The following is a 12,664-nucleotide window of genomic DNA, read 5'->3' as shown; positions in this document are numbered from 1 at the left end:
TATCGGTTTAGAGGCTCAAAATTTTCCAGTGAAAAAGTCCGCCACGGTTGAAGCTGCTATGGCGTCAGGCTTTAGAACTGGCTTCAGCCCCTGCGCAAGGACGTATCCGACAGCTTCTTTCACTATTACGCTGGAGCGATGGTCAGGGCTGGGGTTTATATCCAGGTGAACTTCAAAAGGACGCTCTCCAACCACATCAGCGATCATAAGGGCTGTATAAACAGCCCTGTTAACCTCCTCCATCAGCCTTTGCCTTATAGAGTTTATCCTGTCTACCTTATCAACCTGCCAGAATATCTTTGCTCCGTGGTTGGAGTTTATATGAACTACCACTACGGTGACGAATATGGTTTTACTTCTGAACTGCCTTGAATCACATCCAACGTATATAGCGCTGTTGTCTGAGGAGTTTTTGATAAACTCCCTTACCTCCTCTATGTTTTTTATGAGAGGCATATCAACCGTTTGGGTTAAAATCTACATCCTTGTACCAGCTGGGTCTGAAGGCTACCCAGTATTTCATGTTTTCGGGACTCTTTGCGTAGCAAACTTCACATAGCAGACCCTTTTGGGTGAGTTTTGAGTTGTCGTCACAGCACTCGGAAAGGTTCCAAAACTCGTAGTTGTCATGAAATATAAGGCTACCGCATTCCATACACTCATACAGCTCGCACCCTTTCTCTCTCAGAAATTCTCTTAGCTCTGCTTCTTCTGGAAGCTCGGACAGTTCAAATACACCCTTTAAAAAATCCCTTTGCTTTTTGGAAAGCTCTGAGATAAGCATACTTAAATTATAGGACTCCGTTCCCTTCAGGGGAAGGGGTCTTTGCTATACTCATAGTAGGAGGTGGGCATGAAAAAATTAGAGCTTATAGGCATACTCCTTCACAATATTGCCTTGGAGCACTCAGCTATAGTTCAGTACCTGTACCACATATTCCTTATACAGGACGCTGAAGTCACGGAGGAAATAGAGAAGATAGCCCGTCAGGAGATGAGGCATATGAAATGGTTTGCGCAAAAAGTTGTCCAGCTTGGGGGCGAAGTTGAACTCAAGAGGATTGAGGAAGAGATAAAGGTAGGAGGTCCGGACTGGGTTAGTATGCTTGAGAACGATGTAAACGCAGAACAACTGGCGATTGATACCTATACAAAACAGCTTGAACTGGTTACAGATGATTCCGTCAAGAAACTCCTTGAAAGGGTCATACACGATGAGAGCCAGCATAAGCATGAATTTTCGGAGCTTCTTGAGGAGGTTAAAAGGAGGGATTTCAGCGAGGAGGAGAAGAAAGAGGCCGATCAGAAAACCCTTCAGCTCCTGAATAAACTCTTAAAGGAGGAGTACAGAATTATTCTTGAGTACCTTTACAACTTCTTCCATTCCAAGAGCTGTGAATACAAAGACATAATGCTTGACCTTGCCATAGAGAGCATGGTGCATATGGGAGAGTTGGGAGAGAAGCTCAGTAAGATGGGTGGAGTGCCGGACCTGAGTCTTCCCGAGTTTGGGAAGATAAAGGGTGTTGAAGAACACATAGTGTACGAGGAGCACTCTAAAAATGAATACACTAAGCTGGCTGAGGATGTTTCTGACCCTTCCGTGAGGAAACTCCTGGAGTGGATAGAGGGTCAGGAGGAATATCACAAACAAAGACTTCTTGATTTTATGAGGAGGCTCAGAAAGCTAACAGTGGGAGACCTCAAGAAGAAAGCTTAAGCCTGCCTTCAAGGTCCTTTATGAATTGATAGGCTATTCTGCCTGAAAAACCTCCCCTCTCAGTAGCCCAGAGGAGTGCCTCTCTTTCAAGTCTCTCCTCAGGTATCACCAGTCCACGCTCTTTGGCGTAAGCATGAACTATATCAAGGTACATCTCTTTGTCAAAAGCAAAGAACCCCAACCTTATACCAAACCTATCTATGAGGGATATCCTCTCCTGCAAACTTTCAGAGGGAAACTTTTCCTCCAGCTCCAAGTCCGGTATAAGGTGTCTCCTGTTAGACGTTGCATACACGAGTACATTTTCCGGTCTCTCTTCTATATCCCCCTCAAGAAGGGACTTGAGTAACTTAAAACCTTCTTCTCCAGGTTCAAAGGAGAGGTCGTCAAAGAAGAGAATAAACCTCTGCTTTCTGTCTCTCAATACCTCATAAAGCTCTGTCAGGGAAAATATCTCCCACTTGTAAACTTGAACTATTCTAAGACCTTGCGAGCCGAACACCTTCAGGAGGGACTTAACTAGGGAGGACTTCCCCGTTCCCCTCTCTCCCCAGATAAGAACGTCATTAGCCGGTAAGCCCCTGACAAACTGCTCTGTATTCCTTAAGAGGATTTCCTTCTGGCGGTCAATGTGTAAGAGTTTATCCGGGTCCGGCATTGAGGGGTTCTTCACAGGCTCTATCTGGGAACCCTTAAGTCTGAAGGCAAGGTACCTTTCAAAGAAATCATCGGTATAATCTTCAGCCCTTATGGGCTTGTAAAGAGCTTTCAGTAGTTCTTCCATCGGTAACATCGCTATAAATTATAATCCCTACATGACTGTGAGAATTCGGACTTGACTTTATAAGATTATTAGAATATTCTTATATTCTAATTCGGAGGGATGCGATGGGTTTAATACTCCTTCTCATACTCATGACCTTAACCTTTGCCCAGGAGTTAACCCTTTACAGGGTTCTGGAGGATACGCTCAAGAACAACTTGGAGATAAAGGCACTTAAACACGAACTTTCAGCTTATGAGAGAGAGTACCTGTCGGCAAAGGGTGCTTTATTTCCCAGTATTAAACTGGAGGAGGTTTTCACACGTACCGATGTAGCTTCTTATGTTCTCTTCACCAAGCTTAACCAGGAAAGGGTTACCCCTGCTGACTTCACACCATCAACTCTAAACAACCCAAGACCTGTAAATAACTTTGAAACAAAGCTAAGTTTGGAAGTTCCTCTGTGGCTGGGAGGTAAGGTAAGAGCCATTAAGAACGCGTCCCTTTATAGAAAGAAAGCTGAAGAGAAAAGCTACCTACGAAAGGAAGAAGAAGTCCTATTTAAAGCCTACGAAACCTATCTCCAGGCTTCCTTGGCGAAGTCAGCTCTGGACGTATCCGAAAAGAATCTTGAGGATGCAAAAGAACATTTGAAGTTAGCTGAAAGGTTGCATGAAGTAGGCATGGCTCTCCTATCAGACGTCTTAAGAGCGGAGCTCTCCTTAAAAAAATCTGAAGAAAAACTCAAGGAAGCCCAGAATAACTACAAATTGGCTCTCAAAGCCATAGAGCTTATTGCGAACACAACCTATACGGATTATCAGGTTCCAGCCCTCAACGCCTGTCCAAGTATAGATTTGAAAGAGCTTAAAGAGCAGGCACTCAACAAAAGGGAAGACCTCAGATCTATGGAGGACTACGTTAGGGTTTACAGAGAACAATACAGGGCAAGTTTATCCGACAACCTACCCCAGCTGATAGCCTTCGCTTCTTATAGCCTGTATGACAGAGATACTCCTTTTGGTTCAGATGGCAGCGGTTACATGCTTGGGGTGAGCTTATCCTGGAGTTTCAATACCGGCTTATCCCCTCTTCAGAGGGCTATGAGCTTTAAGGACAGGGAGAGAGCCCTTCTGGAGAGAAGAGAACTCTTAAAGAAGGCAATCGTCTTTGCCGTGGAAAAGGCTTTTTCGGAGTACGAGACAGCCCTTAGCAGTCTTGAATCTGCAAGGAAAAGACTTGAAACCGCTCAGGAGGTGGTAAGGGTGCTAATTGTCAGGTATGAAAACGGTCTCGCAAGAGTCGTTGACCTTCTTGATGCCCAGACCCAGCTTGAAAATGCAAGGTTTGACTACATACAGGCTCTTTACAGTTGCAATCTAAGTTACGGGAAAGCTCTCCTTGAAGCCGGCATGATAAAGGAGGTGTTGAAATGAGAGGGGTAGCGAAGTACATGTTTTTTCTTGTCCTCCCTGTTTTAGTTACGATTCTGTGGCTTGCAGGGGTGTTCCATCCTCGGCTATCAGCCCAGGAGATAGAAGGCAAGGAGAAAGTTATACAGGGTTTAAAGATAGATAGGGTTGCTCTTCTTGAGAAAAGCTACGTATCATTCGCAGCAACAGTTATACCTTCTGATAGGGCAGAGGTATCCACGAGGACGATGGGATACGTAAGCTATATAGGAGTTAAAGAGGGAGACTACGTTAGAAGAGGGCAGCTTCTCCTTAAGATAGATCCGAGGGATGCAAAAGCTCAGGTTGAAGCGGCTCGCCAACAGGTTATACAGGCTGAAAAGAACTACAATGCTGCTCTTGCTGAGTATGAGGCTGTGGAGAAGACCTATCAGAGGTATAAAAAACTCCTTGAATCCAACGCCATAACCCAACATGAGTTTGACATGACAGAGGCGAAGTTTAGGGCGGTCCAGGCGAAACTTGAAGCTGCGAGAGCTGGCATAGAGCTTGCCAGACAGAATCTCAAGGCTGTGTCTTCTAACCTTTCTTATGCAGAGGTTAGGGCACCCTTCAGTGGTTACGTTACTTCAAAGCTGGTTGATTACGGGGATATAGCAAAACCTGGATACCCTCTGCTGGTTCTTGAGAAACCCCCCTATAAGGTTGAAGTCAACCTGCCCGAGAGGCTTTACGGCAGGGTAAAGGTTGGAGCAAGTCTGAGGGTTTATGTGGAGAGCCTGAACCGTGAAACTTCAGCAAGAGTTGTGGAGGTTGAACCTTCCGTTGACCCGGTTAACAGGACTTTCAAAGTGAAAGCCCTTCTGGAAGATAAGGATGTAAGGAGCGGGTTCTTTGCAAAGGTCTATGTGGAGGAACCCATAGGAAAAACTATACTTGTGCCGGCAAAAGCCATATACAGGAGGTGGGATTTTACAGGAATTTGGGTTGTGAAACCTGACAACACCCTTGAACTAAGGTACGTACGCTTAGGTAGGACTATAAACGGTATGGTTGAAGTCCTTTCAGGTCTTGAAGGTGAAGAGAAGATAGTCGTTGATGGTGTTGACAGAGCTTGTGATGGTTGCAGGGTAGGAGGTTAAGAGGATGTACGGACTGGCTGGGAGGTTAGCCCACTACTTCATAGATTCAAAGCTTACACCCATATTAATACTGATATCCCTTGCTTTAGGTTTGTTTGCTGTTGTGACAACCCCAAAGGAAGAAGAGCCTCAGATTATAGTTCCCATGATAGATATCTACATCTCCTACCCTGGTGCAACGCCTGAAGAGGTTGAAAGCAGGGTTGTGATACCTCTTGAAAAGAAACTCTGGGAACTCAAGGACATAGAGTACATATACTCAGCTTCAGCAAACGATATGGCTATAGTCACAGCCCGCTTCTATGTGGGTACAGACCCGGTTAAGGCTCTTGTGGACCTTAATTCCAAGATGATGTCAGCTATGGACCTTGCTCCGCCAGGTGTGATACTTCCACCTTTGATAAAGCCCATGTCCATAGATGACGTTCCTGTGGTCACCCTAACCCTGTGGGGTGAAAAGTATGACTGGTACTCCTTAAGGAGGTTTGCAGCCACTCTCCAGAATGAGCTGAAGAAGATAGATAACGTTGCGGACGTCTTCCTGGTAGGAGGTCTTCCAAGAGAGATAAGGATAGAGCTTGACCCTCAAAGACTGGAAGCTTACAGTGTATCTCCGCTGTATATAGCTCAGCTACTCAGGTCAGCCAATGCCCAGGCTATAAGCGGCAAAGTTAACAAGGGTAACAGGGAGTATCTGATTAAGGTTGGAAACTTCTTTAAATCCAAAGAGGATGTGGAGAATCTTGTTGTCAGCGTTCAAAAAGGCAAGGTTGTTTACCTTAAGGACGTGGCAAGGGTTATAGACGGTCCGTCGGAGATAAAAGATTACGTGTTTATGGGTCTCGGACCTTCATACCATCATAAGGGGATAGAAGCAAAATCTGACAGCCTTTTCCCTGCGGTCACTGTAGCCGTATCCAAGAGGAAGGGCACCAACGCTGTTAACGTTGCCGAGGAGGTCCTCCAGCTTGTAGAACATGCAAAGGGGAAGATACTCCCTAAGGACCTGAACATAACCGTTACCAGAAACTATGGAGAGACTGCAAAGGAAAAAGCTAACGAGCTTCTGGAACACCTACTGATAGCAACCTTCTCGGTGATACTCTTGATAGCGGTAACCCTTGGTGTCAGAGAAGCTTTTGTCGTAGGGATAGCTGTGCCTGTAACCCTCGCAATAGCCCTCTTCCTGAGTGAGATGTACGGTTTCACCCTCAACAGGGTTACCCTCTTTGCCCTTATATTCGCCATAGGGATACTCGTTGACGATGCCATAGTTGTAGTGGAAAACATACATCGCTGGTTTGAAATGCAGAAACTTCCTCCCAGAGATGCTATAGTTCACGCTACCGATGAGGTAGGCAACCCAACCGTGCTCGCCACCTTCACAGTTATAGCTGCTCTAATGCCTATGGCTTTTGTAACAGGTTTAATGGGTCCTTATATGCGTCCCATACCGATAAACGCCTCCGTGGCGATGTTCTTCTCCCTTCTGGTTGCCTTCATAATTACCCCGTGGGCTTCTTACAAGTTCCTTAAGAAGGAAAGGACCCATGAAGAGGTAAACATCAGGGAAACCCTCTTCTGGAAACTCTACTGCACTCTTATGATTCCCCTGTTGAGTAGCAAAGCGAAGAGATATGCCTTCTATAGTTTCGTTATGGTCCTGCTGGGGGCTTCTCTCTTTCTCTTTTACACAAAGGCGGTCGTTGTGAAGATGCTCCCTTACGATAACAAGTCTGAGCTTGAGGTAGTTATTGACATGCCGGAGGGAACCACCCTTGAAGAGACATTACGGGTGGCTAAAGAGATAGGCAACTATATATCAAGGCAAAACATAGTAACCGACTATCAGATATACGTTGGGACAGCTGCTCCCTTTAACTTCAACGGTTTGGTGAGACACTACTATTTAAGGCAGGCTTCCAATTTCGCTGAGATACAGGTAAACCTGATAGGTAAGCACGATAGAAAAGAGCAGTCTCACGAGTTTGCGAAACTCATCAGACCCCATGTTCACCAGATAGCGAAGAGGCACGGTGCCAAGTATGTTGCCGTTGTTGAAGTCCCTCCCGGACCTCCTGTTCTCTCACCGATAGTTGCGGAGGTGTATGCCCCCGAGAGAAATATTCAGAAAGAAACTGCCCTTAAAGTTCTAGAGGCTTTCAGGAACTCAGAGAAGATTACCGATGAGGGTATATACCTTGAAGAGCCGGCTCCTATGCTCAACTTCAGGGTCAAGGAGGATAAAGCTAAACTCAGCGGTTTTTCCAAAGAGGAGATAGTTCTTACCATGCAGGCTCTCATAGGAGGTATGCAGGTAGGGGTGCTCCAGAACACGGATACGGAACACGTACCTATCAGACTTAGACTGGAAGAGAGATACAGAGTCCCGGAGATACTCAAAAACTTTAAACTGGTTAACTCCCAAGGGAGAAAGGTCCCTCTTGGGGAACTCGTTGAGCTTGAAGAGGTTTCCATACCAGAAACCATATATCACAAAAATCTCAGGAGGGTTATTTACGTAATAGGTGATGTGGCAGGAAGGGAGGAAGCTCCTTTCTACGGAATCTTAGATGTTAGAGATAAGATACTTGGAATACAGACCCCTTATCAGAACATAGGAGAACTCTGGATGTCTCTTCCTCTCATAGAGGATAAGGTCTATGTAAAGTGGGACGGGGAAATGCATATAACCCTTGAGGTTTTCAGAGACCTTGGTTTAGCCTTTGGTGTCGCCCTGTTTGTTATGTATGTCCTGATCTTAGGGTGGTTTAAAAGCTTCAAGGCTCCAGGGATAATAATGGCTCCTATTCCCCTAACGCTCGTCGGTATAGTACCCGGTCACTGGCTTATGGATCATATTCTTGGAGGAGTATTCTTCACGGCAACGTCAATGATAGGTTTTATAGCTCTCGCTGGGATAATAGTTAGGAATTCCATACTCCTAGTTGACTTTGCAGAGGAAAGGATGAGAGAGGGGCTTCCTGTCCATGTTGCCGTCGTGGAAGCCGGCGTCATAAGGACTCGCCCCATACTGCTTACCGCGGTGGCTGTTGTCATTGGCGCCTTTGTCATACTCTTTGACCCTATATTCAACGGGCTTGCTATATCACTTATATTCGGAACACTTGGCTCAACTACGTTAACCCTTGTGCTTATACCTCTTATGTATTACGCTTCAAAAACTAAAGGGCTTCCCCCAGAGTCATGCCCAACTCCGGAAACTATAAAGAGAGACCTTACGGCTGACTGAGGAGAGCTTTCATTATCTCCTCGGCAGCCTCCTGGGGTTCCTTAGACTCCAAATGAAGGTGTGCCATGGAGTAAACTTTATTTCGGCTCTCAAGTAATCTCCTGAGCTCCTCCTTCCCCCTCTGAAGAAGGGGTCTGCCTTCCCCTGTTCCACACCTCTTTATAAATTCCTCAAAGGAGACCTTCAACCAGACTACGAACCCTTTTCTCTTCATAAGCTCAACTGCTTCAGTATTAGCTCCAAGCCCACCACCAGTGGATACAACAACCTTTTCCTCATCTAAAAGTTCCTTAAGCACTTCAAGCTCAAGTTCTCTGAAGTAGGGCTCTCCCCTCCTGCTGAAAATCTCAGGTATGCTAAGACCTTCCCTTTTCTCTATCTCCTCGTCTATGTCAACGAATTTCCAGCAAAGCCTTTGGGCGAGAATCTTTCCAACGGTTGACTTTCCACTGCACATAAAACCAATTAGGAATACCTTATCGTACCTCAATATCCTCTTATCTCTGTTCTTCCGCTATGGCAAGCCGTGCAGGTGTATTCTCCGTTAAGCTTCTTAACAAGACCGTACTGGGCGGCTATCCTTTGGTGTTTAGAGTGTATATCAGGATTAGGATTGAACTTCCTGAGCCTATCTATACCCAGACCCTGATGGCACTGGTAGCAGGTGAACATCGCTTCTTTCCAGAGCTTTACAGCTCTCTCCTTATCTTTCCTTTCAAGTGCCTTTGCGAGCTCAACGTACATAATTTTGTTTCTCTTTGTTACAACTTCCTTAACCCGTGGAGGAAACTTGATAATCTGAGGAGCAGCAAGGGACATGTTCTTCCCGCAAGCAGAGAGTCCGGCTGGGTCTTTTATAAGATGTAAAGCCGCAATATAGTTGTCCTGTTCTATCAACCCCCTCAACCTTACAAAGCTGAAGAAGGTTTTGTAGGCACCTGCTTTAAAACCAACAACCCTATGGGCTAGGAAATTCGCCGCGTAAACTACCTGAGAGCTGTTTTTTCCTCCAACCACGAGGACCTGTCTTCCCTTCCACTTCACAACCTTCAGGGTGGGTCTGGTGAAGGTCAATCCCAAACTCCTAACAACTGTATTCTTAGTACCCAACAGTATCAGAGGTTTATCGGTTTTTAGAGCCTCTGACAAAGGCATCGCTATTGAAGGCAAATCTCCCTTTCTGACAGAGCGAGGAGTAAGCCCCATATCGTCTGTCCACTGTCCCAGATAGTAAGCTATGTTCGCAGCTGCGGACACAATCTCCTTGTCCTCTCCATTCCCGTAAGTCACGATTACGTTAGGAATTGCAGCCTCCTTCGTTTCGGCGGGTGTGCCGCTCCAAACCTCTTCATAGGTTATAAAGGGAAACCTCTTTACCTCTCCAAGGGTGTCAAATATCGGCTGCGCATAGAGCATACCTATACTGAGGAGCAAAGTTATCAGAAACACTGTGCTACCTCCCAACCTCAGTTACTCATATTTTACAAGTTTTTGACCGAAGTCCTCTCCATAGAAGTAGCGAACTATAGCCCTGTATATAGACCAGGCAACCTTCCTTTGAAACTCGGGGTCCTTGAGCTTGTTGGCTTCTGATGGATTGGTTATGAAGCCTGTTTCAACCAGCACAGAGGGTATGCCTGGAGTCTTTAACACTGCAAAACCAGCTCTATTTATACCTTTAAAGTAAACATCTTCACCTATTACGTTCTTCAGCTCGTTAGAAAGAAGCCTTGCAAAGTAAACACTCTCCGTAAGGGTAACGTCAATGGCAAGGTCTGCAAGAACCTTTTTGACGACCCCGGAGCGGATATCGGCAGCGTCTCCCAGAACAAGTTTTGCATAGCGTCTGCTGCTTAATATCTGTTCCTTCTTCTCAGCAGCTCTCTGGTAGGAGAGAGCAAATACCTGTGTACCCTTTGCTCTGGGATTCTTGTGAGGGGCTGCGTCAGAGTGGATGCTGATAAATAGGTCTGCCTTGTTCTTCAGGGCTATTTCAGCTCTTTTGTGAAGGGGTATAAAGTAATCGCCGTCCCGGGTAAGGATAACCTTGAACCTCTCATCCTCTTGCAGGAACTGGGCTACCTTCTTGGCTATTGCCAGGTTTACCCACTTTTCTCTCAGCCCTCCATATCCTATGGCACCTGGATCTTTGCCTCCGTGTCCTGCGTCCACAACTATCACCTTATCTTCATATATGACAGGCTGAAACCTGGCTTTCTCAATAAGGGAAGCTATCGGGTCCTCCTTAACTTTCTCTTCGGCTACCTTTCGTTCATTTTTCACCTGCGGAGGTTTATTTTCTTCAACCACAACGACCTTTGGTTCTGTTACCTTCCTACCATCCTCCCCTATTATCTGGAGTATCTCCGCATACAGTTCGTTACTCTCTCTGTATATGTCAAGTACAATCCTGTAAGGGTCTCTAAGATAAAAATACTTCAAGGAGAAGTTCCTGTTGTAGTAAAGGACTATCCTCGTGCCCCACGGGTGTTTTCCAACCTTGTACTTTACATCCACCGGCAATTGTAGTCGTCCTACTCTGTATTCTCCGTACACATCAACGACTATCCTTTGAGGGTCATTCAGGGTAAACACCTTGAAGTCCCGACCTTCCGTGAGACTGAATACTATACGTATCTTACCATCGTATATGCCGTAGGTGCTTTCCCTGATCTCACCAAAAGCAAAGATTACCAACAGCAAGAAAACACTAAAACCTATCAAACTCCTCTGGAACATGAACTTCCTCCTCTACCTCCTCCTTCTTAGTAGCCCACGGTCCAAGGGGGAAGTTTATCATCACGGGGTTTGGTATGTCCGGTTGGTAAAGGATCATGCTACCCTTCTTGAGCATGATAGCCCTTTGCCTGAAGTTACCTGTAAGGAACTCATACTCCTTGCTGAGCACCTCAGAGCTATCAAGCCTACCTGTTACCTTAATAGCTGCGTTTGCAACTATTCTCTTCTCCACCTCGCTCGCAGTTTGCTGTGCTCCTATCAGTATCACTCCCAAGCTCCTGCCCCTTTCCGCTATATCAAGGAGGATGTCCTTAATAGGACTCCATCTGTCCTTCGGGGCGTACTTATTTAGTTCGTCAAGAACAACAAAGATTTTAGGGTAAGGGTTTCCGCTCTCTTCCTTTTCCTTGAATACCTTCTTTAATATTGAACCCACCACGAACATCTTGGCTATACCATGGAGGTCGGATATGTCAACCACCGTCAATCTGGTCCTATCCCACTTTATTGGCTTTGACTCGTGCCCATATATAAGGGTTCTGCAATGAGAGGCAGCGTGGTGAAACCTCCTGAGAAAAGCATAGGCGGTGGCGGTGGCAGCGGTACCGAACCACTCCCTGTATCTGTCCGTGTCTGTTTTACTTTCCTTGTCCTCTATAACTTCCTGAAGTATCTCTCTCAGTTTATCAAGACTTTCTATCTCCCTACCGTTTTCGTCTATAAGTATGTCCGGAGGGCTGTTCTTGGCAAGCTGCTGAAGTTTTTCAGAAACCCTGTCTATAACGTAGTGAAGGGATGAAGTTCCTTCATCCCCCTCTGCAAAGAGAAACCTGAGCAAACCCTCCTGAGCAAACTCTTTCATACTCCAGCAGTAAGTATTTATACCCTCAAGCCTGTCCTTGGTCGCTGGAATATCACTTCCCGGAACCTCAGGAGGAGCGAAGAAACCAACGTTCTGGAATGGTTTTGGTTCAAGCCCCATCTTTTTGAAGTCTTGGGCAAACTTACCCTCAAACCTTTTATTTCTCTTATCTATCCAGAGGAGGTCTTTCCCTTTAACGTTAAATATAAGCCCGTGAATTCTGCTTCTATCGTCAGCCTTCTGAAATATTGAGTACATGAGAAACAGAGCATAGGAGGTTTTTGTAGCAACTCCAGACATGCCAGATATAGAAACGTGGGCACCCTCCCTTCCATTGAGGAAATCGTAGTTCAGATAGACCACATCTCCGCTCCTTGATAAACCCACCGGTATCTTGTTTTTCATGTTGTCGTAGTAAAGGGCTTTCTCAAGGTCTATGCCCTGAGCCCTAAAAGCAGGGTCCCCCGGTGTAGGCGGTATGAATATCTCCGGTTCTATCCTGGTTACCATTATCCTCGCCATATAGGCTATGTTTGCAGGGACTATACCGCTGTTTACAAGCTGAGCATCGTAAACCAGCTCAACACCCTCCAGGAACTTCTGGACTTCGTGAACGAGACCGTAAAACCTTATCTCCTGAGAACTTCCATCTATCCTTGAACGAACCATAACCACGTCGTCAAGCTGTAAGTAGTTACCACTCTCAACTCCAACCCAGAACTCAAGAGGGTTAGAGGGTTTTGTTCCAAGCACTATACCGACCGGCTTCATAA

The 12,664-nt window shown here is 45.9% G+C and carries 11 protein-coding genes; 4 read left to right on the top strand and 7 right to left on the bottom strand.

Annotated elements, in window-relative coordinates:
• Nucleotides 1–15: 15 nt before the first annotated feature.
• Both BCF55_RS04195 and BCF55_RS04190 read right to left on the bottom strand, forming a co-directional pair.
• On the bottom strand, nt 16–456 hold the full coding sequence (locus tag BCF55_RS04195; protein ID WP_121010437.1) for a ribonuclease H-like YkuK family protein: 441 nt from the start codon (nt 454–456) through the stop codon (nt 16–18).
• Nucleotide 457: 1 nt separating this feature from the next.
• Entirely contained in the window at nt 458–784 is a 327-nt protein-coding gene (locus BCF55_RS04190) for a hypothetical protein (protein WP_121010435.1), read from the bottom strand.
• 69 nt (nt 785–853) lie between these two features.
• On the opposite strand from BCF55_RS04190, the gene BCF55_RS04185 reads away from it, so the two are divergent.
• Nucleotides 854–1,720, top strand: a complete 867-nt coding sequence (locus BCF55_RS04185) for a ferritin-like domain-containing protein (protein WP_121010432.1) — start codon at nt 854–856, stop codon at nt 1,718–1,720.
• On the opposite strand, the gene BCF55_RS04180 is transcribed toward BCF55_RS04185, so the two are convergent.
• Nucleotides 1,704–2,513, bottom strand: a complete 810-nt coding sequence (locus BCF55_RS04180; protein WP_245960394.1) for an ATP-binding protein — start codon at nt 2,511–2,513, stop codon at nt 1,704–1,706. The two genes, BCF55_RS04185 and BCF55_RS04180, sit on opposite strands and share 17 nt — an antisense overlap.
• 95 nt (nt 2,514–2,608) lie before the next feature.
• On the opposite strand from BCF55_RS04180, the gene BCF55_RS04175 reads away from it, so the two are divergent.
• The 3 genes from BCF55_RS04175 to BCF55_RS04165 are packed head-to-tail and all read left to right on the top strand — an operon-like array spanning nt 2,609 to nt 8,290.
• On the top strand, nt 2,609–3,919 hold the full coding sequence (locus tag BCF55_RS04175) for a TolC family protein (protein ID WP_121010426.1): 1,311 nt from the start codon (nt 2,609–2,611) through the stop codon (nt 3,917–3,919).
• Nucleotides 3,916–5,037, top strand: a complete 1,122-nt coding sequence (locus tag BCF55_RS04170; protein WP_121010423.1) for an efflux RND transporter periplasmic adaptor subunit — start codon at nt 3,916–3,918, stop codon at nt 5,035–5,037. The genes BCF55_RS04175 and BCF55_RS04170 overlap by 4 nt, the downstream gene beginning before the upstream one ends.
• A gap of 4 nt (nt 5,038–5,041) precedes the next feature.
• On the top strand, nt 5,042–8,290 hold the full coding sequence (locus BCF55_RS04165; protein WP_121010420.1) for an efflux RND transporter permease subunit: 3,249 nt from the start codon (nt 5,042–5,044) through the stop codon (nt 8,288–8,290).
• Here BCF55_RS04165 and BCF55_RS04160 read toward each other — a convergent pair.
• From BCF55_RS04160 to BCF55_RS04145, 4 genes are read right to left on the bottom strand one after another with little or no spacing between them, the layout of a single operon-like run.
• On the bottom strand, nt 8,277–8,780 hold the full coding sequence (locus BCF55_RS04160) for a shikimate kinase (RefSeq protein ID WP_121010417.1): 504 nt from the start codon (nt 8,778–8,780) through the stop codon (nt 8,277–8,279). The two genes, BCF55_RS04165 and BCF55_RS04160, sit on opposite strands and share 14 nt — an antisense overlap.
• A complete protein-coding gene (locus BCF55_RS04155) occupies nt 8,777–9,739 on the bottom strand; it encodes a hypothetical protein (protein ID WP_121010415.1) in 963 nt (320 codons plus the stop codon). Before BCF55_RS04155 ends, BCF55_RS04160 begins: the two co-directional genes overlap by 4 nt.
• A 21-nt stretch (nt 9,740–9,760) precedes the next feature.
• A complete protein-coding gene (locus tag BCF55_RS04150) occupies nt 9,761–11,029 on the bottom strand; it encodes an N-acetylmuramoyl-L-alanine amidase (protein WP_121010412.1) in 1,269 nt (422 codons plus the stop codon).
• Nucleotides 11,001–12,662 (bottom strand): ATP-binding protein, encoded by a 1,662-nt coding sequence (locus BCF55_RS04145; RefSeq protein ID WP_121010409.1) that lies wholly within the window; start codon nt 12,660–12,662, stop codon nt 11,001–11,003. Before BCF55_RS04145 ends, BCF55_RS04150 begins: the two co-directional genes overlap by 29 nt.
• Nucleotides 12,663–12,664 lie beyond the last annotated feature (2 nt).

Origin of the sequence: Hydrogenivirga caldilitoris, assembly GCF_003664005.1 — a bacterium.
GTDB classification, from domain to species: domain Bacteria; phylum Aquificota; class Aquificia; order Aquificales; family Aquificaceae; genus Hydrogenivirga; species Hydrogenivirga caldilitoris.
This window is presented reverse-complemented; position numbering and strand designations above follow the sequence as displayed.

Bases quoted from the DNA above. Each gene is read 5' to 3' on its own strand.
- BCF55_RS04195 (WP_121010437.1), bottom strand. From the start codon at position 456: ATGCCTCTCATAAAAAACATAGAGGAGGTAAGGGAGTTTATCAAAAAC.
- BCF55_RS04190 (WP_121010435.1), bottom strand. From the start codon at position 784: ATGCTTATCTCAGAGCTTTCCAAAAAGCAAAGGGATTTTTTAAAGGGT.
- BCF55_RS04185 (WP_121010432.1), top strand. From the start codon at position 854: ATGAAAAAATTAGAGCTTATAGGCATACTCCTTCACAATATTGCCTTG.
- BCF55_RS04180 (WP_245960394.1), bottom strand. From the start codon at position 2,513: ATGTTACCGATGGAAGAACTACTGAAAGCTCTTTACAAGCCCATAAGG.
- BCF55_RS04175 (WP_121010426.1), top strand. From the start codon at position 2,609: ATGGGTTTAATACTCCTTCTCATACTCATGACCTTAACCTTTGCCCAG.
- BCF55_RS04170 (WP_121010423.1), top strand. From the start codon at position 3,916: ATGAGAGGGGTAGCGAAGTACATGTTTTTTCTTGTCCTCCCTGTTTTA.
- BCF55_RS04165 (WP_121010420.1), top strand. From the start codon at position 5,042: ATGTACGGACTGGCTGGGAGGTTAGCCCACTACTTCATAGATTCAAAG.
- BCF55_RS04150 (WP_121010412.1), bottom strand. From the start codon at position 11,029: ATGTTCCAGAGGAGTTTGATAGGTTTTAGTGTTTTCTTGCTGTTGGTA.
- BCF55_RS04145 (WP_121010409.1), bottom strand. From the start codon at position 12,662: ATGAAGCCGGTCGGTATAGTGCTTGGAACAAAACCCTCTAACCCTCTT.